Origin of the sequence: Pseudocalidococcus azoricus BACA0444 (genome assembly GCF_031729055.1) — a bacterium.
Lineage (GTDB): Bacteria > Cyanobacteriota > Cyanobacteriia > Thermosynechococcales > Thermosynechococcaceae > Pseudocalidococcus > Pseudocalidococcus azoricus.
Map to the genome: position 1 here is coordinate 185743 of NZ_JAVMIP010000002.1, position 24193 is coordinate 209935.

At 48.6% G+C, this 24193-nt stretch carries 20 protein-coding genes; 11 read left to right on the top strand and 9 right to left on the bottom strand.

Annotation, left to right across the window (positions count from 1 at the left end; translation table 11 throughout):
• Nucleotides 1–27 precede the first annotated feature (27 nt).
• Nucleotides 28–1230, top strand: a complete 1203-nt coding sequence (locus tag RIF25_RS03360) for a hypothetical protein (RefSeq protein ID WP_322877145.1) — start codon at nt 28–30, stop codon at nt 1228–1230.
• On the opposite strand, the gene RIF25_RS03365 is transcribed toward RIF25_RS03360, so the two are convergent.
• Both RIF25_RS03365 and mnmG read right to left on the bottom strand, forming a co-directional pair.
• Nucleotides 1227–2762 (bottom strand): CIA30 family protein, encoded by a 1536-nt coding sequence (locus RIF25_RS03365; protein ID WP_322877146.1) that lies wholly within the window; start codon nt 2760–2762, stop codon nt 1227–1229. The two genes, RIF25_RS03360 and RIF25_RS03365, sit on opposite strands and share 4 nt — an antisense overlap.
• A gap of 125 nt (nt 2763–2887) precedes the next feature.
• Nucleotides 2888–4798 (bottom strand): tRNA uridine-5-carboxymethylaminomethyl(34) synthesis enzyme MnmG, encoded by a 1911-nt coding sequence (gene mnmG / locus RIF25_RS03370; protein WP_322877147.1) that lies wholly within the window; start codon nt 4796–4798, stop codon nt 2888–2890.
• 138 nt (nt 4799–4936) lie between these two features.
• On the opposite strand from mnmG, the gene RIF25_RS03375 reads away from it, so the two are divergent.
• The 3 genes from RIF25_RS03375 (at nt 4937) to RIF25_RS03385 (ending at nt 7702) form a co-directional block, all read left to right on the top strand.
• Complete coding sequence (locus RIF25_RS03375) at nt 4937–5614, top strand: helix-turn-helix domain-containing protein (protein ID WP_322877148.1); 678 nt, start codon at nt 4937–4939, stop codon at nt 5612–5614.
• 85 nt (nt 5615–5699) lie between these two features.
• On the top strand, nt 5700–6236 hold the full coding sequence (locus RIF25_RS03380) for a dihydrofolate reductase family protein (protein WP_322877149.1): 537 nt from the start codon (nt 5700–5702) through the stop codon (nt 6234–6236).
• A gap of 428 nt (nt 6237–6664) precedes the next feature.
• The gene (locus tag RIF25_RS03385; protein WP_407682318.1) at nt 6665–7702 is read left to right on the top strand and encodes an IS630 family transposase; all 1038 of its coding nucleotides are present in this window, start codon (nt 6665–6667) and stop codon (nt 7700–7702) included.
• A 353-nt stretch (nt 7703–8055) separates the two neighbouring features.
• Here the strand turns inward: RIF25_RS03385 and RIF25_RS03390 are convergent, their stop codons facing one another.
• The 5 genes from RIF25_RS03390 to RIF25_RS03410 form a co-directional block, all read right to left on the bottom strand.
• Nucleotides 8056–8523 carry a hypothetical protein gene (locus RIF25_RS03390; protein WP_322877151.1) on the bottom strand — a complete coding sequence of 156 codons (468 nt, stop codon included), beginning with the start codon at nt 8521–8523 and terminating at the stop codon, nt 8056–8058.
• 77 nt (nt 8524–8600) lie between these two features.
• Nucleotides 8601–9377, bottom strand: a complete 777-nt coding sequence (locus RIF25_RS03395; protein ID WP_322877152.1) for a YaaW family protein — start codon at nt 9375–9377, stop codon at nt 8601–8603.
• A 92-nt stretch (nt 9378–9469) separates the two neighbouring features.
• On the bottom strand, nt 9470–9946 hold the full coding sequence (locus tag RIF25_RS03400) for a serine hydrolase (protein ID WP_322877375.1): 477 nt from the start codon (nt 9944–9946) through the stop codon (nt 9470–9472).
• A gap of 248 nt (nt 9947–10194) precedes the next feature.
• Nucleotides 10195–11886 carry a polysaccharide deacetylase family protein gene (locus RIF25_RS03405; RefSeq protein WP_322877153.1) on the bottom strand — a complete coding sequence of 564 codons (1692 nt, stop codon included), beginning with the start codon at nt 11884–11886 and terminating at the stop codon, nt 10195–10197.
• An 89-nt stretch (nt 11887–11975) separates the two neighbouring features.
• Nucleotides 11976–14366, bottom strand: coding sequence for a diguanylate cyclase domain-containing protein (locus RIF25_RS03410; protein WP_322877154.1), 2391 nt, complete (start codon nt 14364–14366; stop codon nt 11976–11978).
• Nucleotides 14367–14850: 484 nt separating this feature from the next.
• Between RIF25_RS03410 and RIF25_RS03415 the strand changes: the two genes are divergently transcribed.
• Nucleotides 14851–16545, top strand: a complete 1695-nt coding sequence (locus RIF25_RS03415; protein ID WP_322877155.1) for a DUF3685 domain-containing protein — start codon at nt 14851–14853, stop codon at nt 16543–16545.
• A gap of 114 nt (nt 16546–16659) precedes the next feature.
• Nucleotides 16660–17463, top strand: a complete 804-nt coding sequence (gene lpxA / locus RIF25_RS03420) for an acyl-ACP--UDP-N-acetylglucosamine O-acyltransferase (RefSeq protein ID WP_322877156.1) — start codon at nt 16660–16662, stop codon at nt 17461–17463.
• 21 nt (nt 17464–17484) lie between these two features.
• Here lpxA and cobU read toward each other — a convergent pair whose 3' ends face one another.
• Nucleotides 17485–18045, bottom strand: coding sequence for a bifunctional adenosylcobinamide kinase/adenosylcobinamide-phosphate guanylyltransferase (gene cobU, locus RIF25_RS03425; RefSeq protein WP_322877157.1), 561 nt, complete (start codon nt 18043–18045; stop codon nt 17485–17487).
• An 86-nt stretch (nt 18046–18131) separates the two neighbouring features.
• Here cobU and rdgB point away from each other — a divergent pair, with 86 nt between their 5' ends.
• Nucleotides 18132–18773 (top strand): RdgB/HAM1 family non-canonical purine NTP pyrophosphatase, encoded by a 642-nt coding sequence (gene rdgB, locus RIF25_RS03430; RefSeq protein WP_322877158.1) that lies wholly within the window; start codon nt 18132–18134, stop codon nt 18771–18773.
• Nucleotides 18774–18776: 3 nt separating this feature from the next.
• Here the strand turns inward: rdgB and RIF25_RS03435 are convergent, their stop codons facing one another.
• Nucleotides 18777–20177, bottom strand: coding sequence for a phospholipase D-like domain-containing protein (locus tag RIF25_RS03435; RefSeq protein ID WP_322877159.1), 1401 nt, complete (start codon nt 20175–20177; stop codon nt 18777–18779).
• A gap of 406 nt (nt 20178–20583) precedes the next feature.
• On the opposite strand from RIF25_RS03435, the gene gcvT reads away from it, so the two are divergent.
• The 4 genes from gcvT (at nt 20584) to gatB (ending at nt 24142) form a co-directional block, all read left to right on the top strand.
• Nucleotides 20584–21711, top strand: coding sequence for a glycine cleavage system aminomethyltransferase GcvT (gene gcvT / locus RIF25_RS03440; RefSeq protein WP_322877160.1), 1128 nt, complete (start codon nt 20584–20586; stop codon nt 21709–21711).
• 67 nt (nt 21712–21778) lie between these two features.
• Nucleotides 21779–22171 carry a glycine cleavage system protein GcvH gene (gene gcvH / locus RIF25_RS03445; RefSeq protein ID WP_322877161.1) on the top strand — a complete coding sequence of 131 codons (393 nt, stop codon included), beginning with the start codon at nt 21779–21781 and terminating at the stop codon, nt 22169–22171.
• Nucleotides 22172–22397: 226 nt separating this feature from the next.
• Nucleotides 22398–22532, top strand: coding sequence for a type II toxin-antitoxin system HicB family antitoxin (locus RIF25_RS17105; RefSeq protein WP_407682319.1), 135 nt, complete (start codon nt 22398–22400; stop codon nt 22530–22532).
• Nucleotides 22533–22648: 116 nt separating this feature from the next.
• Entirely contained in the window at nt 22649–24142 is a 1494-nt protein-coding gene (gatB, locus tag RIF25_RS03450; protein WP_322877162.1) for an Asp-tRNA(Asn)/Glu-tRNA(Gln) amidotransferase subunit GatB, read from the top strand.
• Nucleotides 24143–24193 lie beyond the last annotated feature (51 nt).

Consider the following 24193-nt stretch of genomic DNA (forward strand, 5'->3'; position numbering starts at 1 on the left):
TGTCTTTAATTTTTGACGGATGGAAGGATGGGGCCTGTGTGCTGGAGCTACGATTTAGTGATTATTGGTGACTCTTTGGCGGCCGTCCAGGGGGCAATTTGGGCTGCCACGGTCTGCCGGGTTGGCTTAGTGATTGAGTCTAGGGGGCAGTTGGAGTTTGATTACTTAAACCTTGCCCTCACCAAGTTGCCCACATTCCTGGCCCCAAGCCAAAAACACCTCTGGATTCAGGGCTATTTAAGTCGCTGTCAGGATCGCTATTCCCTCGGGGCATTGGCCCAGGCCGGGGTGGATGTGATTCCTAGCCCAGGGTATTTCCAAAAAATTCCGCGCACCCAGCAGGTGGAGTTTGTGGTTGGTGGGGATCATCTCCAGGCCCCTGCCTTTATTTTGGTTGATCGCCCGCTTGCCTCCCCCGGTAATCAACCCGACCGAACCCCTGGGACAATCCTCAAAACTCTGGCGGATTCCCCTCCCCTATGGGTGGATGTCCCTGGGACGCAGCTGGCAGATTTAGTTTTACTCAAGCTTTGTCGGCAGTTGGATATTCCCTTGGCCTGGGGAGGAGACTTAGAGCAGCTTTTGCCCGATGAGGATCCCCTGGTGCTTGATTGGTTAGGGGCCGACTTGGAAGATCGCAACTGTTCACCCCCTGCTGGCCCCTGCCTGAATCTGACTACGACTCTAGAAGGTGTACCTCAAGGCCTAGCTAATCTCCATCTCTCAGGGCTGACAACGGTGGCCGGTGCAATTAACGTGAATTCCCATCTCCAAACCGCAGAGCCGCAAATCTATGCCTGTGGGTCTTGGTTAGGGGGCTATGACCTCCCGATGATCACGGTGGCAGAAGTCAAGTATTTAATCCAAGGGTTGATCGCACGGCCCCAGCAACAGCCCCTCAACTACAAAACTCTGCCTTGGTGGTTGGCCTCCCCAGTCCCTATTGCTCGGATTGGTTGGCATTTCCAAAAGGCGCAAAGAGCATTTTCACAGGGGATTTATGCCTATCCGGTTCAGGCAGAACATTTTGGATTGGGTTATGGACAAATTGTCGTGAACGCCAATCAGCGCCTGTTGGGGGCTACACTCTGGGGAGAAGGGGCAATTGCTGCGGTTAGAACTCTGGGCCTGGGCATTGAAACAACCTCGGTTCAGGACTGTTTAGCCGCTGCTGGTTGGGAAATTGCGGTTCATCCCCGCCAACAGGGGGCCAGTTGCACAACTGACTAATCGGCTTTGAGTAACTCCAGGCCCCGCCCCCAGTCCTGAGGCACAATCCCACCATCTCCGGCGGCAATTTCTAAGGTTTTTTGGGTCGCACTTGGCCATTGCAAGGCCTGGACACAGAGTTGAGCCACATCCTCACGACTGACTTTTCCCGCTAGGGTATCCCCTTGGGCCATGATCAGGGGTTCTTGTCCGCTAGATTCAGTCAGGGCCGTGGGGCGAATAATGGTATAGGGAATTCCACTCTGGCGAATCAATTCTTCACCCCGGAATTTCCAGGTCAAAATCCCACCCAGTTGATCACTTAGGCGCACAATCGGGCGGGGATCGGTGGCTGCTTCAGGGGTTCCCGGCCGGGTGGCTCCAGCCGAACTAACCATAATCCAGCGGGGGAGAGGGTGATGATCCAGATAAGCGCTGATGGTTTCAAGTTCAAGGGCAAAGGGGCCGGGCTGAAAGTGAGGATTGAGCGCGCCATCATATTCAAATTTACTGAGCATGAGTTGGAGGGAATAAACCGTTTTGGGGTCAAAGGCAGGTGCAGTGGGGTTGCGTTTAGCCCGCAAAACTGGAGTTAATTGCTGAAAAGGAATTTGAATCGTTTGCCACTGATCGGCCACTGTATCAAAGGAAAAGGCGTAACCGACTCCATCCCAGGCCGGGGAACTCCTGAGCAAAAATTTATAGCGTTGCCCATCTCCCTTGACCCGTAACTGGATGCCCTGAAAGCAACTTAAATCGAAGGGAGGTTGGATGTTCTTCGTTCTGATGGAAGCAAACCCGCCAGAATTGGCAGTGGAAACCACACCCGTAAATAGCGCCGAGGTGGTTAATATCCGTAAGCCACTTTGACTCACACCGCCCATAACCACATCATCTAAGGCTCCCCAGAGTTGGGCAGTGGCTTGATTGGGCGGACAAAAATCAAAAATAATCCGTTGCCCAGAATTGGCCTGAAAATGTGGCTGGGCTAACTTAAGGAGATTTTGAATGCCTTGGTATTCCACTTGTTCGGGGGTGGCTTCAATAACGGCTGGCTCATAATAGGTTGTGCCTTCGGCGTAATTGGCTTCCCGGTTTTCAGGACTGACCGGACGAACAATTGCCCCTAAGCAGGAAATGACGGCATCCACACCGGTCAATAAATCAGTAGGTAAACTCTCGGCCTGGGTCACATCTCCCACCACTAGGGTTAAGCGATCTTTTTGGCCTGGGGGTAGAGTTGAAATGGCCAAAATATCCCTGGCTCGGGCTGGGTTGCGGACAAAGGCTTTGACGTGATACTGCTGCTCTAGTAATAATTTCACGACCCGCCGCCCAAGATTGCCCGTTGCGCCAAGGACTAAGACGGTGGATTGGGGCTTATTCGATATGGGCTGTAGTTCTGGGGGTAAAAAGGGAGCCAACCAGGCCTGCCACTGACTGAGATTGCCAATAAAGGGGAGGGTTTCAAAAAAAGCTAAGGTTTGGGTAAAGCGGCCCAAGTCCCAGGCCTGGGAGGCTGGAGAATGTTCTTGTTTGGAGGGGGATGCCATAAGATTTACCGATGAGTGGAAAAATTCACAATCACAGTTAGAACGCTGCGGCTCCTTAGCTTTGCGGCTCAGTTGAGGCCTTTAGGGTAACAAGTTTGCTCCTGGAAGGCTAACCCTAGAGACTCTCATGACAAAACCAGTTCTTTGCGAGCGACCCTCAGTTCTAAGTACAACAAGAGAGCATTAATATCCGCTGGGTTAACACCACCAATCCGACTGGCCTGGCCAATGGTCAGGGGCCGCACCTGCATTAATTTTTCTCGTGACTCTTTAGCTAGGGTGGCAATCTGGTTATAGTCCAAATCTGGGGGCAGCTTCCGGTTGGCTTGCCGGGCCACATGATCAATTTGCCGTTGTTGGCGTTCAATGTATCCGGCATATTTAATTGCAATTTCTACCCCTTCTTTCACTGCCACATCTAAGCTTGGCTCTCCCAGGCCATACTGTTCTAAATCTTGATAGTGAAATCCAGAACGCCGCAAAAGTTCCGCTAAGGTCATCGAACCTTTAATGGCTGATCCGGTGGCCTGGGTAATCGCTTGTCCCTCAGGGCTTTGGGCTTTGATCCGGGTTTGTTCGAGGCGTTGGGTTTCGGCCTCCATTTGGGCTTGTTTGGTTTGATAAATGCCCCAGCGGCGATCATCAATTAAACCAATCTCTCTACCGAGGGGAGTTAAGCGTTGATCGGCATTATCTGAGCGCAAAATTAACCGATATTCCGAGCGGCTGGTTAACATCCGGTAGGGTTCCCGCAAGTCTTTCGTACACAGATCATCAATTAAAGTCCCAATGTAGCTCTGCTCCCGTGGCAAAATCACCGGGTCTTGACCTTGGACGAGGCGGGCCGCATTGATCCCAGCCACTAATCCCTGGGCCGCTGCTTCCTCATAGCCCGTTGTCCCATTAATTTGTCCGGCACAAAACAGGCCATTAATTTTTTTCGTCATCAAGGTTGGGTAGCACTGGGTTGCAGGCAAATAGTCATATTCCACCGCATAGGCCGGCCGTAGCATGATGCAGTGTTCCAGGCCAGGTAATGTCCGCAAAAGCTCTAGTTGCAAATTTTCGGGTAGTCCGGTGGAAAAGCCTTGAATATAAAGCTCGGGGGTATCTCGCCCTTCTGGTTCAATGAAAATTTGATGGCTGGTCTTGTCGGCAAAGCGAACAATTTTGTCTTCAATACTCGGACAGTAGCGGGGCCCTTTGGCCTCAACCCACCCCCCATAGACCGGCGTTAAGTGCAGATTGTCCCGGATGAGTTGATGGGTTTTTTCGGTGGTGTGGGTGAGATAGCAATTGAGTTGTTCCCGCTCTGTCCAGGCCTGGGGATCAAAACTAAACCAGCGTAGATCCTCATCCGGGGGTTGGGGTTCCATGAAGTCATAGTTGACTGAGCGTTTATCCACTCGGGCTGGCGTTCCCGTTTTTAATCGCCCCACTTCAAAGCCCAAATTTTTTAGGGTTTCCGTCAGTCCTTCAGCGGCAAATTCCCCGGCCCGGCCTGCGGCCATAGATTTATTCCCAACCCAAATCCGCCCGCCGAGAAAGGTGCCGGTTGTCAAGACTAGGGCCTGGCAACTAAAGGCAACCCCAAAATAGGTTTGAACGCCCTGAATTTCATCATTGGGGCCAAGGACTAGATCCGTCACCATCCCCTCGCGGACTAAGAGGTTAGGTTGGTTTTCGACAATCTGCTTCATCAAGGCGGCATATTCCCGTTTATCAGTTTGTGCCCTTAAGGCCCAGACCGCTGGCCCGCGAGAATTATTCAGTAAACGCTTTTGCAGATAGGTGCGATCCGTCATCCGCCCAATTTCACCGCCCAAGGCATCCGCTTCATGGACGAGTTGAGATTTAGCCGGCCCGCCCACCGCCGGATTGCAGGGTTGCCAAGCAATTTTATCCAGGTTGAGGGTTAATAACAGGGTTTTACAGCCTAAGCGCGCCGAAGCCAGAGCCGCCTCACAGCCGGCATGACCCGCCCCAACAATAACGACATCAAAGTGATCTTGAAAGTCCCTGGACAGTTGCGACATCGTTAGACCCATGCTCCCTGATTCCTCTACCCTGATCATATCGGCTCAAGGGTAGAACAGTTGCTGGGGTGGTTCTAGCGGGGCCTGGGTTTATCGGTAATCTTAGAACATGAGAGTGATGCTATCGAAAATGGTTAGATGAAATTTGCTTTTAACACAAGGTCAACAAACTCGCCTTTTGTCGAAATGTTTTGGCAGACCCACACCAATAGTACTGGTACTTTTATATCGGTTGCAGCTAGCAACTGGGAAATGGTGATAACAACCATCGATAGCAAGACTAGGATTATTGCGCGGGGGCCAGAAACCAAAGCCTCAGAAGCTGATTTTCCGGCCGACACTGAGTTTTTTGGCATCACCTTTAAGCTTGGCACGTTCATGCCCCATCTCCCAGTAAAAACTCTTCTGGATAGACAAGATGTGATCTTTCCTGAATCATCAAGTGGTTCATTCTGGCTGCATGGATCTGCATGGGAAATCCCAACGTTTGACAACGCCGACGTATTTATGAACAGGCTTATCCATCAAGGCATACTTGTCCGTGATCCAGTAATTGAGACAGTCATTCAGGGCCAAATCCCTGACCTGTCGATCCGCTCTTTACAGTACCGCTTCTTGCAGGCAACCGGTTTATCTCGTAAGACGATTCAACAGATTGAACGTGCCCATAGTGCTGTCTCACTGCTTGAGCAAGGTACACCCATTGTTGACGTGGTCTTTAAGCTAGGTTATTTTGACCAAGCACATCTGAACCATTCGCTGAAGCGCTTCGTTGGTAAAACACCGGCTCAAGTTGCTCAAACAAATCCTGGCTGAATAGCTTGCGTTTTTTTCCAAGACATTGTCCTTTTGCTGCACCTATGGTTTTTCTATACACAGTAAGCAGTAGAAGGATAATATTATGCGAAAAATTATTGTTACTGAATTCCTATCACTCGATGGTGTTGTAGAAGACCCTGTTTGGTCTGCTCCGTATTGGAATGATGAGATTGCAAATTTTAAAGGCGATGAGCAAGATACCAGTGACGTTTTGCTAATGGGACGTGTGACTTATCAAGGATTCGCAGCGGCCTGGCCTAATAGCAAAGATGAAGGGGCAGACTACATGAACAATGTCGCAAAATACGTCATTTCAAAAACTTTGGATCGCTTGGAATGGAATAACTCAACGCTAATCAAAGAAAATATTGTGGAGGAAATCATCAAACTCAAGCACCAAGAAGGTCGGGACATTCTGGTCTATGGCAGTGCTATGTTGGTAAACACGCTCATGCAGTATGATCTAGTTGACTACTATCGGCTACTAATCTATCCGGTGGTTGTGGGCGCAGGCAAACGTCTGTTTAAAGAGGGAGCTACTTTACGTCTAGTGCTTCTCAAATCGCAGACGTTTAGCTCAGGCGTGGTAGCGAGCATCTACGAACCGGAGCACAAATAATTACTGATACGCAACCCAAAATCATGCTTCTGTTTATGGTTACTAATAGATATCTCCAAGAATCTATGATCAATAGGGGATATGGGTTCTGCCATAGTGAGCTACCCTGCCGAAGGCAGTGAGGCTTCCTATCCGAAGAATTGCTTTCCATTCTAAAAAATGGCGAGTCTTGCACTCTTGCGAGGGGACTTCAACCCGTTGCCGTTCAAGGGTGCATCTCTGTTAGTCAGAAGTTAGAACTCAGCCATTTGCAAAAGCCCTATTGAGGTAAGGACAGTGGAGTTTTAATATTTTGGGAATAACTTGGTTCTATCATTGGGCTCCGGACACTTTTACCTGAGCAATAATCTGCTTGACGAGGGATGCAACTTGGTTATAGCAATCCGTTTTTAGACATGAGATAATTAGAGTATGATTTGGATGGTCTTATTGATGAACTCAACCAATTTATTGATACTTGCCTAGATTCAAGAGAGACTAAGCATGCTCTAGCAGTAAAGATGACGCTAGAGGGATTTACGCATCAGCAGATTATGAATATTCTTCAAGTTTCATCAGGATTTTGCTACGCACAACTTTCAGTCTATACGAAATGGAAGCAAGCTTTTTTATTATCAGGTGTTAATGCATTAAAACTGGGCTATAAAGGCAAGACTTTATATTTATCGGATTTAGAAAAACAACAGGTCATTCAGTGGCTAAAACAACAGAATTATTGGAATCTTGAAGAGTTAGAAGCGTATATTTTAGATACATTTAACATTGTCTACTCTGCAAAGTCTAGCTATTATAATTTATTACATGAAGCGGGTCTATCTTGGCAAAAAGCCCAGGTCACTCATCCCTTGAAAGACCCAGAGAAAGTCGCCTTAAAAAAAGAGATTTGTCAGTATTTAGAAGCTAATCGAGTTTCAATTGAACCAGGAAAAACCGTTGTCTACTGCGTGGATCAGTGTCATCTTGTTTCAGGGGATATTTGTGGATACGCTTGGGGTAAAACGAACGAAATAATAAAGGTTCCCATCAAGAATATAAAGGACAGGCAAACCTATTATGGTGCAATTAACTATGTCACAGGTCGCCTAATTGTGAAGCCTTATTCGAGTGGAAATAGTCAGAATACCATTCAATTTATCAAAGCAATAAAGGCGATTAATCCCAATCAGAAAATTATGGTGATTTGGGATGGTGAATCATATCATAACAGGGATGATTCTCGTAAAAATTTACATCAAGTCAATGGAGATAAGCCAGAACAAGAATGGCTGATTTACTGCATCAAATTAGCTCCATACGCACCGGAACAAAATCCGATTGAAGCAGTGTGGCTGCAAGTTAAAAACTTCTTAAGGAAAGTGTGTCACTTATTGAAGATATTTAAAATTATAAAATGGCCGTTTGAACTGTTTTTAAGTCATTTTGTTCTCCATTCTTCTCATCTAAGTATGTATAGTACGTTCTCATAAATAATTACTGTTTACTATATAGCACTACTCATTTAGTCCTCCTATTGGGACAAGTCAGAAAATGCTTTACGGGCAGTCTTTTTAAGATTTCTACTCTCTCAGAACAGTCTGCGTAACGCTATCAGTCAAAGTTTTTGGCCTTAATTTATAGATAAGGATTCTTCCTCTTCCATAGACATCTCCAAGAACCAGAACCGCCATCAGAGCATGAACTTTAGGCTTTTTGACAAAAGAGGAGTAAAACAGAAAATCCACAGCATTTCTACGAACGAGCCAAGCTCTACGACCCTAGATTTGGCAGCAACTGGCTATCTTTTCCACTCTTCTTTAATTCGGGATCGGTTTGCTTAAGGTTATGGTCGGGTTAATTGTGATTGTCCAACTCGATTAAGATGCTCTGTTAAAAGTTGCTGGGCATTAGGATGATCCCCCGCTGGAGTGAGACCGGAGAGCCACCAGAGAGGTTGACTTTGATAACAGCGGGGTTGATTGGTGGCAATTAAGCGGGCTAAATGTTCGCAATTCCAGGCCAAGAGGTTATATCGCCAATCCTGAAACACAATTAAGGCCTGTTTGAGGCGGGCAATGGTGATGTCGGCAGGAAAGGCAATCTCCTCAATCCCCAGCACGGGCCTGGCATCGCGTCGGCTAAAGACACAAATTCCTAAACCCGTATCGAAAATGTATTCATCGGATAAGCCAATGCCATAATGCCAAACGGGATCTGCAAAGTTTTGCCAGTTTAAGAGTCGTCCGTAACGAGAGCTACTAGTATCAACTGCCCGATCAATGGCCTGGAAGAGGGAGGGTAAATCTGCCATCAAGGGTCACTCATTGGGGCTGACAGGACGCAGACTGGATCGAGTCACGAGAACTTAAAAACCTGGGTAAAAGTTCCCTAATAGGCCGGTAGCCACTCTTCCCCACGGGTCAAGCGAATTTGGGCAATGGTAAAAATTGTCGGAATAATCCGCCCATAATTGGTTGCAATGGCCCGCCATCCGAGATCCGCAATGAACCAAATCCAAAGGGCGGTACTAAAGCAAACCAGGGCACTGCGGGCAACGGCAAAGCGAGTTATCCCTAAAGCGGCCCCCTGGGCAGAAAAGAGTCCCCGGGCAAATTGCTGGCCGGTGAGTTGGAGGGCAAATTGGCGTGTGACCTGTTGGACAATTAACCGCCGCATCAGCGAACTCATGGCAATGGCTGCACTGCCTTCCAGTAACAGGCGAATATTCTGGAGAGTAAAGTCTGGGTGCTGGGCCAGTTGGGGCAAGGACTTTTGGACTTCCCTACTCATCACTTGACGGTCTTGGTCTGGGAGTTTGGCCCACATCCGCTGCAAGAGGGCAAGAAAAATTTCTGATTCCAATTCTGGGGTTGTCCAACTGGGGCGAAAGGGAATCTTGAGATACCGACAGACGCGCATTAAGGTTTGCCGATAACTGATCGTTTGGCTTTGGCCTTTGAGAACCGTCATGCCATCGGCGGCGAGAAAGCGGAATCGTTGTTCAATCGTATCTAACCAGGCCTGGCGATCTTGGGCTTGGACGGTAATCGGGTCGGGGGTATGAAAGTAATCCCAGGGATTTAGTTTGCGTTGGAATAGAATTTCAGTCAACTCTTGGAGTTCCTGCTCCGTGGCTAACTCGAGGGCTGCCCTGAGTTCATCCATGTTTTTCTCCCGCAGATACTCCTAAGTCACCTCGTATCATGATGATTATAAGGGATTGTTGCAAATCTGCCCCTTGACAGTTACCACAAGAATTAGCTGTTCTGGGAAAGGAGATTGTGGGTCGTGGCATAGCTGACGATGTTGCGAATCGCATTTTGTAGCGCGGATAGGCCTACTTGATTGCGATCCATAATGGCTAGGGTATAAATTTGCCCCTTAACTTTGAAGGCCAAGACCGTCCCCAAGACCAAGGAATTTTGTCCTGTTTTTTCCCCGAGCCACTGGGACTGGGTCTTTTCTAACGCCTTAAAGCTAATATCTCGGTCAGTTTGTTGGGCCAGGACTGTCTGGAGGAACGGGGCCTGGGATAGTTGATTTTGGTAGATTTTGCCCATCAACTGGCTTAGTTCCCGCATACTGCTACCGTTGGATTGTCGCCCTAGGTTCGCAGGCTGCCGACTTTGTCCAACCAATTTTGAATAAATTTTAATGGTCTTGAATCCATACCCCTGCATGACTCGGTTGATATAATCCCAGCCTAAGGTATCCATGAGTGGATTGGGGGCAATTACTACTGCGGCTAATCATTTCACCAATCACGGTTTTGAGGGGATAACTTTGCCCAACCCGGATGATCGAGGCATCTTCGGTATTATTCTAGGACCCAATGTAAAGCAACAACTGCTAAGGGAAGTTTAATCAGACTGGCGGCACTATCTGGCACAACATCACCCCGGAGTGTGTAGCATTGCCTATCGGGACGGCATAAACTGACGGCGGCATTGTCGCTCAGACTAGCCCGCTTGGCGAGGGAACTTCAAAACTGGGATTGCTGCTGTTCCCGTTGGTGCTGAATACCTTGTAACCGACGTTGATAGTCTTGGGTTTTAGCTTGGGTCTCGGGGAACAGAAAGGATTGACGGGGAATGGCTTGCAGAGTGCTGATTGCTTGCTGCCAGTGCTCATGGGCCTGGTCAAATTGCCCAGCTTGTCCAGCCACCACAGCCTGCTGCCCAAACTTGAGAGCTTGATTCCAGCCCCCTTTGGCTTGTTGTTCCAGACTCAGGCGTTGGCTAACCCAGCTTGTGGCCCCTTGGATAATTTGGTACTGGGCGGCTAACTGCTCCCGTTCATTAATGGCCAGTGGAGAGGCATTCACAAGGGCTTGAGGCAAGGTGGCCTGTTTTTGACTGAGTTGGGCCTGGGCAGCGGTTAATTGGGCTATAGAGCCTAAACCAAGCCAGGCCTGGGGTGGGGGAGTAGGGTGGAGACTCTCCTGTTTTAAGCGCAGCAGTTGGGGAACCGTCACAAATTGATAGCCTTGTTTTTTCAGGGCCGTTAGCACCCCTGGTAGGACTTGAATCATCCCTTGTCTGGGGCCACCACCATCGTGGAGGAGAACAATGCTGCCAGGCCGGGTTTGCTGGAGGACAGACGCTTTAATTTGAGTAGCAGAACGCCCCGGTTGCCAATCCCGCGGATCCACTGACCACATGATGATGGGTAGTTTCTGGGTTTTGGCATATTCCACCAGGCCATTGTTGAGGCGGCCCCCTGGCGGGCGAAACCAGTAATTCTTAACTCCTGTCACTTCATGGATGATTTGATCAGTCCGTTGAAATTCTCTAGCGGCCTCTTGGGGTGAAAATTGCTGATACCGATGAGACCAACTGTGGTTAGCAATGATATGCCCCTCCTCAACAATTTTGGCGGCAATGTTGGGGTACTTCTGAACGCTGCGGCCAATCACAAAAAATGTGGCCTTAGCCTTGTGTGCCTTGAGGATGCTTAGGACTTGTAGGGTTTGGCGGCGATCTGGGCCATCGTCAAAGGTGAGCGCAACAACTTTATACTCCGGTGGTAAGCTAACTTGATTGATCATTTTCCCCCGAAATAGGGGCGGCGGGACTAGATCAACCTGAGAGGATGGGAGTGGATAACGGCGATTAACATCAGATGCAATGGCAGTGATTAGATCACGAATTTGAGTCGAACTTGCCGTAGGTGCCCGCTGAATCCAGGTTATCGGGGATAACCACCACAAACCAGTGGCAAGGGCAAATAAGAGACCTAAGCTGGAAACAAATGGCCCAACCCCAGAATAGTGCTCAAACTTTCGGGTAGTTGTGGTGAGGGGATGGTCAAAATCTGTCGGGTTGGCTGACTCTGCGGGTATTCCTTCTGGACTGCCTGGGTTTTTAACTGGACTTAAGACATTGGGGGCGGCTAATTTTGGCTGAATACGAACCCCCCAGGCCGGTGCTTTTTCTCCCATTTCTCGTCCATATACTTCCAGGCCTGGTGGGAGGGCAACCTTTTGAAAAAACGTTTGTAACGTCTGCAAGGATTGGCGGCGATCCGGAGGCTCCGGTGCTTCTAATAAAATTCGCCACCGATGGGGTTGATAAGCAATGCGAGCGGTTATTGCTTGGGGGGCAAAGATTTGGCTCAAGACTTGGGCTAATTCTTGGGGATTATTGATCCCGATAGAGTCAGTCACGATCGTCATTGCCCGTCCCTTGTCCCGCTCACACCATTACACTTAGAAAGTTATGTGGTTAGAACGTAGCATGGTTTTTCAGACAAGACTGGGGCAGACTATTCCAGTTTTTGGGCTGGATGGGGGGCTGGCTGGCCTTGGATATCCACTGTAGTCGGGCTGTGGATACGATAGGTGTTACGTCCTTGGGCCTTAGCTTGATAGAGGGCCTGATCCGCCGCCGTCAGTAAGAGGTCGAGGGCCTGGGTGGGTTGGGGAATCAGGGTTGCGATGCCAAAACTGAGGGTGAGATGGGGGGTAATTGGACTAGCGGCGTGGGGAATGGCTAGGGTTACAATTGCTTCTTGGATTTGTTCAACCACTTGGATCGCCCCGGCCTCTGGAGTATCTGGCAAGATCAGGGCAAATTCCTCGCCGCCATAACGCGTGGCCAAGTCTCCCGGCCGTTGTAACCCCGCCGCCAATTGTTGGGCAATCCGATAGAGGATGGCATCTCCCTGTTGGTGGCCGTAGTGATCGTTGTAAAGCTTGAAGTAATCAATATCCACCAAAACTAGGCTGATGGGGGTTTGCTCTCGGGCCGCCCGCCGCCATTCTGCTAAGGAAAGATCCGTAAACTGTCGCCGGTTCCCAATTTGGGTTAAGCCATCCACATAGACGAGTTGCTGGAGTTCTTGATTGGCTTGGGCCAGTTGTTGATAAAGCTCGGCCTGATTGACCGCAATGGCTAAGGCTTCACCAATCCGTTGTAATAACAGAATCTCATCTGTGAGCCAAAGCCGGGGACTGTGACATTGATGGGCAATGAGTAACCCCCAAATTCGTTCATTTTGGTGAATGGAGACGACTAAATTCGCCCGGACATTTAGGTTTAGTAAAAGTTCCCGATGGCAGGGATGCAGCTTGGCCTGGTGGCTATCACTGATGGTGGCGGTATAGCCCGATGTAAGTTTGCGACTGAGGTTGTCTAAAAAGCAGGGATCCTGAATAAACCGGCCGAGAATTGATTGTTCAGTATGGGCCAGGGATTCAACTTCGACAACTCCCAGGCCATTGGGCAAGAGACGAAAAACTAATACCCGGTCGGTTTGGAGAATTTGGCGGACATCATCGGCTGCACTTTGCATCACCTGGGTTAAATCCAGAGAGCGGCGAATATTTTGACTGATGGTGCTGATGAGTAACTCCCGTTGCAAATAGCGTTGGAGTAATTCTTCTTGGCGGCGTTGGGCGGTGACATCCAAGAGAATCCCACTGAGGATTTGTTGATCGGGTTCCCGCTGGCCCCGGTCTTGAATCCAAATTAGGGTTCCATTGCGATGGCGGCAGCGATATTCAACGACATAGGGTTGCTTTTGGAGGATTGCGCTTTGAATTTGGAGTTTGGCCCGTTCATAGTCCTCTGGCAGAATCAGGGAGGCCATTTCTCCAATCATGCCTGGCCGATAACCGCTGAGAGTTTCCCAATAGCCACTGGTATAGATCAACCTCCAGTCCGGCTCCAAACTGCGTTGATAAATGACTGCAGGCAGTTGGCCCAGGAGCTTGTTGTATTGGAGTTCCCGTTGGACAATGGCGGCGGTTAAGGCCTGGTGTTGGCTGAGGGAAGCGCGCAGTTCGCTGGTGGCCTGCTGGAGTTCGATTTGGAGCAAGTCAATGATCCAGCCCGCTTCTTGGCTATCAATGGCCCAGAGAATACTACTTTGGGTGACCAGGCCGGCCAGCTTTCCCTGTTTATTGACAATCACAATCCGCCGGACTTGATGCTGAGCCATGAGAGTATGAATCTGCCAAATGGAGTCCTGAGTTTGGGCGGTAATCACTGGCGCATTCATACAGGCCTGGATCGGGAGAGTCGCAGAGTTGGGGGTTTGTTGATAGTGGTTAAGAATATCTTGATCCGTGAGGATACCCAGGGGATAATCTGGTTCTGCTTCCCTGACCACCACCAAGCAGCTAATCTCTTCAGCTCCCAAGATGGCCGCCGCCTCTGCTAAAGATTGGGTTGGGCTAATCACCCGCACATCCGACACCATCACTTCCTCAGCCCGCTTCAACTTCAGGAGATCTGTGGGTTCTAAGGTATTCCGAAAGTCTTGACGATTGAGAATGCCCTGCAACCGTCCTTGACGATCGACAACGGGGAGAGCATTGCACCGAAACTGACGAAAAGCGTGCAAGACCTGCATCGGCTGATCAAGGGTTGCCAAGTCGAGGTGGGTCTGGGCATCCCGCATGACATCAGCTACGGTTAATTCTGCCAAGGGTAGGGGGTGAGCAATCGCTTTGACCAGTTCCCGCTCGGTCACCAGGCCCCGATACATCCCATTCATGGGGTCAATTACGGGTAAGCAGTTGCCTTGGTCACGCTGAATGTGTTGCAAGGCCTGATGCATGGTGGCTTGAGGGGTGATCGTTTGAACAGCCGTTTTCACCACCTGGAGAAGACTTGAGTAAGATGCAAGGGGCGGCGATAATGGGCTGGTCATATTGTGTTACCCATTTGGGGCTGGACAGGAGTCAATCAAGGGGGAATAGCTCGGCAATTATTGCTTAGGTGCTGATCCAATTAGGTCAGTGAGTGTCATGCTATGGCGGTCAAGGTACGTCCCCCGCAGCCAGAGAAGATTGAATCAACTTGAGTCTTGCTTCCCCAGGCCCATCTTAGGAAATTTTGGCAGAATCCTCCCTGGCTGCGCTAAAAATTACAAAACATTAACTAAGGCTAGGGAACTGATTGAAGAATTTGGAACCCCCAGGAAAAAAGCAAATGATCAACAGAAATGAGTCACATCCAAGCAAGTTGTTGATCAGGAAAACCAGACTCAGCTAATCCGCACCCTCTCCACATTGGCCAAGGGGAATTAGCCACTTTTCAGAGGTTTTGGCTTTAATCCGGTGTCCTGTGCTATAGCATAATCTCCAATGGGCGGCCTGTATTTTCAACTGTGGGCCTGGTGAGGTGTTTAGTTTTTGATCTCTGTTGCTCCTACTGTGGCTTCTCCAGGCGATTCGGCTTACCCAATTGTTTTGGTGGATCCGGATCCAATTTTTCGCTTGGGGTTACGGGCAGGGTTAACCCAGACTCCCGGCCTGGAGATTGTCGCAGAAGCAGGGGATAGCCAACTGGCCCTGGCCCAACTGGCGGGACTTTTACCGCAGCAAGAAAACCCAGTCGGGGTCAGGAGTCATGTCAAGTTAGTCATCCTTGAGGCTCAACTCACCCTCAACGATCCGGCTACTCCTTGGCTCTGGCAACGATTGAAACAGCAATATCCCCAACTTGCTCTCCTCGTGCTGGGGGGGCCGGCCGCCGTCAGTCTTGTGGATACAGCCCAGACCATGGGAGTTGAAGGCTTTATTGCCAAAGGCAGTGACATCAGTGAAATTGTCGCCGCGGTGAATACGTTGCGTTTGGGTGAAAAAATCTATACCCTCCAGGCCCCACAACCCAGCTTAAGCTCCCAATATCCCAATCTCCTGACCCGTTGGCAGTACCACCTGATTCAATCGGGGTTAACGGAAATGGATACTCTGCTGGCTATGCTCCAAACCCACCTGGGACAACCGCAACTGTCTGGCCTGGAACGTTTGGTCTGTCAGGGTCGCCAGCGGGAAATGCGTGTCGCGCGGGCCCTTGTGGCCAACTGGTTACCCAAACCCCGCCGAGTCATCCCCATCCCGCCGCCCCCCGCCCCACCGCCGCCCCCGCCACCCTTACCCGCCCAACTTCTGGATCAATTTGTCTCCCGCTGCCAAGCCGGCCTGGTCAATCAAACGGGGGAACCGTTGGAGTTAGATATCCTCAAAACCGAAAAAAGATTGGAATTACTCCTGGTGATCCTGAAGCAATGGGAAGACATCCTCACGGCGTTGCAAGCCTCTGGTCTAACAATGGCCCAACTCCAGGACAAACGCCCCCAAATTTTGTTAGACCTTTGGCAGCAAAGTATCCGGCAGTTTTTTGGCCCCTATGCCACCTTGCCTAGCCAACAGGAGATTACGGCAACCCTGCTCCAGGCCCAGGCCAGCATCGAAGTTGAATTTCTCCAGAAAATTCCCCTAGTGGATCAATTGATGGCCCATTTACTGTGGCAGCAACCCTTGATGATTGATAACAATCTCCAGGCCTGGGGAACACCCGCCGCCCTCACACACCTGAGTCAAATCTTAGATAATCTAATTCTGCAAATGGCCAATGCGGTGATCCACCCCCTTCTCAATGCCTTTGCCCATGAGGATGCCATCAAGGGGCTTTTTTATGATCGGCGCGTCCTGTCCTTCCGCGATATGGAACGGTTCCGCAATGCCCTCTCCTGGAAATATCGCTGGCAGACCCTCGTGATTGAACCCCAAGAGATTTTTGAAAGCCGAGTCAGTTTGCTAGTCCTTTCCGCCACAGGTATCCATAAAACCTCCCTCTATCTGCCCCGCACGCCTGAACTTGAGCAATTAGAGGGCTTGCGCTATGGCGTTACCCTGGCCTTAGAAGCCCGCGATGCCGTGTCTCCCCCGTTGCGCGCAGCCATTGCCTTCATTGGTCAGGGAGTTGTCTATGTCTTGACCCAAGTGATTGGGCGGGGGATTGGGCTAATTGGGCGGGGGATTCTCCAGGGCCTGGGGCAGACGTTTGCGCTGGATGTTAAACGGGCTAAACCGAAGCCCTAAGTTCCAGTTGACTGAGTATTTTCAGCCAGGCCCACCCCTACCCCAGAGATGCTCTATTGACGGCCGTATTCCCAGGGCCTTACAGTCACAAAGCAATCGGTCATCCTGCCACTTGTGGGTATTCATCCAACCGCCATCATCGAATCGGGGGCAAAACTCGGGCCTGGGGTAGAAATTGGTCCCTTCTGCTACGTTGCCGCCACCGTTGAAATTGGGCCTGGAACCGTACTGGGCCCCCATGTCACGCTCCTGGGACATACAACCATTGGCCAAAACTGTCAAATCCACAGTGGGGCCGTGATTGGTGATTTGCCTCAAGATTTTGCCTACCAAGGGGCCCGCAGCTACGTCCAGATTGGCGATCAGTGTCAGATTCGGGAAGGGGTGACTATCCATCGGGGCACAGGGGCAGACAGCCAAACCTTAGTGGGAAATCATTGCTTACTGATGGCCAACAGTCACCTAGCCCACAATGTCTGTATCGGCAATCAAGTCACCCTCGCCAATAATGCCCTCTTAGCGGGCTATGTCCAGGTAGGGGATCGGGCTTTCATCAGTGGGAACTGCTTAGTCCATCAATTTACCCGCATTGGCCGTTTAGCGATGCTCTCCGGGGGAACGGCCACCCAAAAAGATGTCCCCCCCTTCTGTATGACCCGCAGCCTCAGCACGAATACTGTCATGGGTCTGAATACCGTTGGTCTCAAGCGGGCGGGCTTTACCCTGGCCGAACGGCAAATCCTCAAAGAAGCCCTCCAGGCGCTTTACAACCCAAAGCTAAATATTACCCAGGCCCTGACAGTCCTCCAGGCCAAGTTTGCCGACCCCCTAGTCCAAGAATTAGCTGAGTTTATTGCCCAATCCCAACGCGGGATTTGTCGGTTCATTAAACGCCAGGCCGGGCCGGAATCAGACTAAAATTCCCTGGGTTCGATTCCCTTAGATCAACAGTTGGGTCGAGTCGAGGGGCATTCCCAAATGGTGGAGAGGGAGAACATAGCCACCGGTTACGAGGTAAACCTCATCGGCAATAATCCCAATGTGGCGCGTCAATGTACCCAGGCGTTGGCGAAATAAGCGGCCTAGGGGATAGGCCGGAATCACCCCCCAACCTGTTTCTTCCGCCACCAAGATTTTAATCGCGGGCAACTCTTTTAAGGTGGCCAGTAACTCTTGAACCAATTTCTCCCAGGCCGGGTCGGAGATTGTTAAATGATTGGCAACCCAAGTTCCCAGAGAATCAATCAGGACACAACTATCTGCCGGAGCATCAGCCAGGCCTGGGGCAAGATCCTGAGGAATTTCCCACAGTTGCCAATTGGGGGGACGGCGTTGTTGATGGGCCTGAATTTTGGCTTCCCATTCCGGGTCGGTGGTGATGCGTTGGGCGGTGGCAATATAAATGACGCGGCGGCGACTTTGATCCGCCAGGGATTCGGCCCATTCACTTTTGCCGGAACTAGCAGGGCCAGTTACTAAAACCAGGGGCGAAGTCGGCATAGGTAAAGTCAGGTTCCAGAAATGACGGACAGGGGTTGATCTTAATTTTTTTGACGCTGGGCGAACAATCTTTTAGGCTTTGTATTGTGATCCATCAAGAGCCTGATCCATTGTCCATCCCTAGCTCCCCTCCCACACAGCCCCGTTTGGTTATTGCCAGTCAAAACCCAGGGAAACTGCGAGAATTTCAGACCTACTTAGCAGACTTGGCCTGGGATATTTGCTTGATGCCTGCGGACTTAGATATTCCTGAAACTGAACCGACCTTTTTAGGAAATGCCTGTTTGAAAGCCACTGTGGTTGCCCAGGCCACGGGAGATTGGGCCATTGCAGATGATTCTGGCCTGGAGGTGGTGGCTTTGGCTGGTGCGCCCGGAATTTACTCAGCCCGCTATGGCCAAACAGATCCAGAACGGATTCAGCGGTTGCTAGACGAACTAGGAGAAGAGTTAAATCGCCAGGCCTGGTTTACTTGTGCCTTAGCCCTCGCCCGACCGGATGGACAGATTGCCTTAACCGAAATTGGCCGCTGTGCAGGAGAAATTTTGTCAGCCCCCAGAGGTGAAAACGGCTTTGGCTATGACCCAATTTTTTATGTTCCCAGCCAGGCCCAAACCTTTGCCGAAATGAGTGCCGAAACAAAACGCCAAATTAGTCATCGGGGGGTAGCCTTAGCTGGAATGCTGCCGAAGTTAAAACAGATTCTTTCAAAGGCAGAGTTATTGTAGAGATCAATCTTCTTGCATTTGAGATTCCATGATTTTTATCATATCTTCATCAGAAATCAGTTCTTTGTCACGGTTATCAATATCTTGCTTAACTTGTTCTACAAACTCAAAACTCAGTTGGATGAAATCCTTAAGTTCTAATGCATGATTAGGCTCGTATATTTTTCCTTGATACTTATGAAATCGCTCAAATAGGCTTGTAATAATTCTAGGATTACTTGTTTTAATGCCAATTTCTAATTCTGGACTGGTTACACCGGACGAGAGAAAGTTATGACTGCCGATACAACAATAACATTCATCACTGATCCAGTACTTTTCATGGGTTCCGATCATTTTTGAAACAAATTTTTCTGGATATGCTTTTTGTAACTCATCTAATAATGGCAAACCGTCATATTTCCATGCATTGCGGCGTTTCAAGAAAGTAGCTAAGTTAAGATTATCAATACTGTTTCTTGCATCCCCCAAGTTGCCCCAGCAAAGTTCGATCTTTACACCTCTATCTAAAAGAACTTTCATTTTATCAAAAACCTCTCCTTCAATTGCGGACTTTTTGAGCCAAGGACAAACAATCCTTAAATGCTTTTGGGTTTTATCAAGGGCTTGTAAAAATGCTTGACGACTCTCATTTCTATCTTTGATTATTTTATATCTTCCAACAAAATCAACATTTCTAAATTCTGTACAAATTAATGCTTTAATATCGCTTGCTTTTTGATTGATTTTTCTATTTAAATTGTCTAAACGCCTATGAATAGAATCAATCTGGCTCTTTATAGAATTTAGAATCACTTCAGAATCTGTATTGAAATTTTTCAAGTTGTTAAACTGTGATTCAAGATTGTCTAAATTATCTATCAATAATTGCAAAATATATCCTGAGTTTCCATTTAGCTCTTCTTCTACACTAATTAATTTCAGGTTATGGTGATTTTCTAATTCTAATATCTTTCGAGACAATTCAAGATTTAAATTTAATTCATAGCTAAAGTTATTAATTTGAGATTTTAAGATTTCTAGTTCTGCTTTTAGAGATTTTGAAATACTTTCCGAGTTTCTTGATAATTTATTTTCTGTTTCAGAGAGTTTATGCTTATAATCCTCTTTTAAATTATGAACTACAAGTTTTAGAAGCTGCGTATTGCGATTATTGAGTTGTTGGTAAAGTCTCTCAAATTCCGGTAAAGGCTGGCTTGAGATTTGAATTTCAGTATTTATTAGTTCTTTTAGTTCAACTTCTCTTTGAGTTTCTTGTCTTTGAAAATCTCTAAATTCACTAATTAAGACTTGTAAGTTATCCTGATCCTCTCTTGAGTTTGCCGTTAGTCGCCTTTGATGGAATAGCCCATAGGAAAGTGTTAATGTTAATGGTGCTGCTAAGTAAATGATTTGATTAGTCATAACCGAAGCAACACATCCAGCTACGGAAAAGACACTTAAAAATGTATTAACCTTTGAGTCTCTACTGCTTTTCATAATTACCTATTTTATTAAAAATCAAATAAAAAATCATCTAAAAATAAATTCGGGATTAATCACTGATCAAGAAAGTTGATATTGAAGAATAAGTTAAGATAACTAACTTAGGGCTGTCAAATTACGAAATAAAATTTTACATATAATCATGGCAATAATGAAGACACATAACAATATTTGATTCCCGAAACACTAATGTAAAAACATTAAGATTTATCGAAAGTGTTTTTATAATGGTAAGAGCTATTTATCTTTCAAAGTATTGAATCTAACCAGTCTCTTATTTCTTTGTTAGACAATATCTGTAAAGTTAGGCGGTATTTGTCAATCCATGACCTACTCAACCTCCCCAGCCTTGTTACGCACCCCCTTATTTGACCTCCACAAACAGTCCCAGGCCCGGATTGTGGAATTTTCAGGCTGGGAAATGCCCGTGCAGTATCAAGGAATTGTGGCCGAACACCAGGCCGTGCGTCAGGCGGTGGGGATGTTTGATATTTCCCACATGGGTAAATTTGATCTCAAAGGGGAAAATCCGCTAACAGCCCTCCAACCCCTTGTCCCCACTGATCTAAGCCAACTGCGACCTGGCCAGGCCAAATACACTGTGTTCTTGAACCATCAGGGGGGAATTGTTGATGATTTAATTGTCTATTGTCACAGTCGCTATTTAGTTTCCTTAATTGTCAATGCCGCCACAACCGCTAAAGACTGGGCCTGGCTCCAAGCACAATTAAATACAAGGGAACTGGCATTGGAAAATCAGACGGACACCCTCGTCCTCATTGCCCTCCAAGGCCCAAAAGCAGCCCAAGCCTTACAACCCCTTGTTGATATTCCCCTAGACAATTTGAAAAACTATCACCACCAGCCCGCGACGATCCATTTACCCCCAGATTCCCCCTTTCCCCAAGTTCCCGGTTGGATTGCGCGCACGGGTTATACGGGCGAAGATGGGTTTGAGATCATGGTGCCAAGGAATGTTGGCCAAGACCTCTGGCAAGCTTTCGCAAAGTCTGGAGTTACCCCCTGTGGCCTGGGAGCGAGGGATACATTACGTTTGGAGGCCGCTATGGCCCTGTACGGACAGGATATTGACCAAACGACAACCCCCTTAGAAGCGGGCCTGGGCTGGTTGATTAATTGGGAAAAAGGGGATTTTATTGGTCGCTCAGCCCTAGAACAACAAAAAGAAACTGGAGTCTCGCGGAAATTAGTCGGTTTTCTCATGGAGGAGCGACAAATTCCGCGGCCCCATTATTTGATTGTTGTTGATGGTCAAACCGTGGGCAGCGTCACCAGTGGGAGTTTACCGCCAACTATTGCTCAACCCTTGGGCCTGGGCTATGTCCCCGCTGGCCTGGCCAATGTCGGGCAAGAAATTGGGATTGAAATCCGCGGCAAAGTTCATGGAGCCAAAATTGTCCCCCGTCCCTTCTATCGCCGCCCAAAAGCCTGAAAAAATTAGGTAAGCTAACCAAGGCATCCATTTATCCAGTCCATTAATTAAATGCTGTGAGCCTCCTATGAGCTTGGAATATCCCGAAGATCTGAAGTACCTCGATAGTCATGAATATGTTCGTCTTGAAGGGGAAATTGCCACCATTGGAATCAGTGCCTTTGCTGTGGATCAATTAGGGGATATTGTCTTTGTTGAACTCCCCCAAGAAGGAGATAGCATTGAGCAAGGAGAGCGACTCGGCACGATTGAATCCGTGAAAGCCGTGGAAGAACTTTATGCTCCGGTTTCCGGTACGGTGATTGAAACAAACCAGGCCATTGTAGAATCCCCCGAAGATATTGCGACAGACCCCTACGGTGAAGGCTGGCTCATGAAGGTGCGAATTAACGATGATGATGATATTGCCGATGCTATGAGTGCCGCCGAATACCAGGCCCTTGTTGAAGGTGACATTTAAGCTTAAGTCAAGGCTGAAGAGGTTCGTCAACGTTTGGAATTAGCAGGCTTTATTTTAGCGAGAATTTTCGGTAGTCATCATAGTTCTAAGAAGAGTGAAATTATCCTAGTGATCCCTGTTCACAATCAGCGAGTTAAATGACCCTACATCAAGCGAGTTATCCAGTTAATTGAAGAAGATAAACCATTACTCAATTGTCATTTATCCCTTCCTAGAATGAGGATTTATAGCTGAAGTCCCGGCCGTGAGCGGATGTTTAGCCCAAGGAGAAACCTTAGAGGAATTAAAATTAGTTCAGACCCTTTGCCTAGAAGCTTCTGTCAAGTATGGCCAGCCATTTCCGAAGCCAGATGAGGCTTGATCACGGATAAAATTGCGCCAAAAACTTAATCCACCCGGCCCCCAGCATTATGTTAAGGTAGCGATACTAACCCTCAACTAACTCCCAATCCTTGACTGCGGCTGAGTTTAACCGATATGACTGCTACTTTGACGAACACCACCATTGCCACTGAGTATGAAGCCGTTATTGGCCTGGAGGTTCATTGTCAACTAAGTACGAATACCAAAATTTTTTCCAACAGTTCCACCCAATTCGGCCAGCCCCCCAATACCAATGTGGATCCAATTTGCTTAGGATTGCCCGGAACTCTCCCCGTTCTGAATCAGAAAGTTTTGGAATATGCGGTTAAAGCGGGGTTGGCCCTCAATTGTCAGATTGCCCCCTACAGTAAGTTTGACCGGAAACAGTATTTTTATCCTGACTTGCCGAAAAACTACCAAATCTCCCAATATGACTTGCCGATTGCCGAGCATGGCTGGTTAGAAATTGAATTGTTAGACGAACAGGAACAGCCGATTCGCAAGCGGATTGGGATTACGCGGCTGCACATGGAAGAAGATGCTGGAAAGTTAGTCCATGCCGGCAGTGATCGCCTCTCCGGATCGAGCTATTCCTTAGTAGATTTCAATCGGGCCGGCGTACCCTTAGCGGAAATTGTCTCAGAACCGGATTTACGCTCCGGCCAAGAGGCGGCGGAATATGCCCAAGAACTGCGGCGAATTTTACGCTATTTGGGGGTCTGTGACGGGAATATGCAGGAAGGCTCCCTCCGCTGTGATGTGAACATTTCCGTCCGGCCGGTGGGAACAGAAAAATTTGGCACCAAGGTTGAGATTAAAAACATGAACTCCTTTAGTGCGATCCAAAAAGCGATTGACTTTGAAATTGCCCGCCAAGTCCAGGCCCTGCGAGATGGGGAAAAACTGATTCAAGAGACCCGCCTCTGGGACGAAGCCAGCCAACAAACCTTTACCATGCGGGTGAAGGAAGGCTCCAGTGATTATCGTTATTTCCCGGAGCCAGATTTAGGCCCAATTGAAGTCAGTCAGTCTCAACGCCAGGCCTGGTTAGCCGAACTCCCCGAACTCCCGGCCCAAAAACGGCATCGTTACGAATCCGAATTGGGACTGTCGGCCTATGACACCCGGGTTTTAACTGATGAGCGCACCACCGCCGAATATTTTGAAGCTGTGGTTGCCGCCGGAGCTAACCCCAAGCAAGCCGCCAATTGGATCATGGGGGATATTACCGCCTACATCAAAACCGAAAAACGCACCTTAGTGGATATTCCCTTAACCCCGGCTGGCCTGGCTGAATTGATTGGCTTGATTGAAAACGGGACGATCAGTAGCAAAATTGCCAAAGATATTCTCCCAGAATTACTTGTGAACGGTGGCTCTCCCCAGGCCTTGGTGGAGAAAAAAGGGCTGGTGCAGATGTCCGATACGGGGGAACTGGAAAAACTGATTGATCAAGTCCTCGCCGCTCACCCCGAAGAACTGGCCCAATATCGAGCCGGAAAAACGAAACTCCAGGGCTTTTTTGTCGGACAGATGATGAAAAAAACTGGTGGGCGGGCCGATCCCAAACTCACGAACCAATTGCTACAGAAAAAACTCAATGCCTAATTTGGGCCAACTCAAGGCTTGGAGCCATAAGCTGTTCCTCTCACTCTCCGT

Coding starts and splice junctions, on each gene's coding strand:
- gcvT (WP_322877160.1), top strand. CDS start 20,584: ATGACCTACTCAACCTCCCCAGCCTTGTTACGCACCCCCTTATTTGAC.
- cobU (WP_322877157.1), bottom strand. CDS start 18,045: ATGCCGACTTCGCCCCTGGTTTTAGTAACTGGCCCTGCTAGTTCCGGC.
- RIF25_RS03435 (WP_322877159.1), bottom strand. CDS start 20,177: ATGACTAATCAAATCATTTACTTAGCAGCACCATTAACATTAACACTT.
- gcvH (WP_322877161.1), top strand. CDS start 21,779: ATGAGCTTGGAATATCCCGAAGATCTGAAGTACCTCGATAGTCATGAA.
- RIF25_RS03360 (WP_322877145.1), top strand. CDS start 28: ATGGGGCCTGTGTGCTGGAGCTACGATTTAGTGATTATTGGTGACTCT.
- RIF25_RS03405 (WP_322877153.1), bottom strand. CDS start 11,886: ATGACGATCGTGACTGACTCTATCGGGATCAATAATCCCCAAGAATTA.
- RIF25_RS03410 (WP_322877154.1), bottom strand. CDS start 14,366: ATGACCAGCCCATTATCGCCGCCCCTTGCATCTTACTCAAGTCTTCTC.
- mnmG (WP_322877147.1), bottom strand. CDS start 4,798: ATGTCGCAACTGTCCAGGGACTTTCAAGATCACTTTGATGTCGTTATT.
- RIF25_RS03365 (WP_322877146.1), bottom strand. CDS start 2,762: ATGGCATCCCCCTCCAAACAAGAACATTCTCCAGCCTCCCAGGCCTGG.
- RIF25_RS03375 (WP_322877148.1), top strand. CDS start 4,937: ATGAAATTTGCTTTTAACACAAGGTCAACAAACTCGCCTTTTGTCGAA.
- RIF25_RS03390 (WP_322877151.1), bottom strand. CDS start 8,523: ATGGCAGATTTACCCTCCCTCTTCCAGGCCATTGATCGGGCAGTTGAT.
- gatB (WP_322877162.1), top strand. CDS start 22,649: ATGACTGCTACTTTGACGAACACCACCATTGCCACTGAGTATGAAGCC.
- RIF25_RS03380 (WP_322877149.1), top strand. CDS start 5,700: ATGCGAAAAATTATTGTTACTGAATTCCTATCACTCGATGGTGTTGTA.
- RIF25_RS03395 (WP_322877152.1), bottom strand. CDS start 9,377: ATGGATGAACTCAGGGCAGCCCTCGAGTTAGCCACGGAGCAGGAACTC.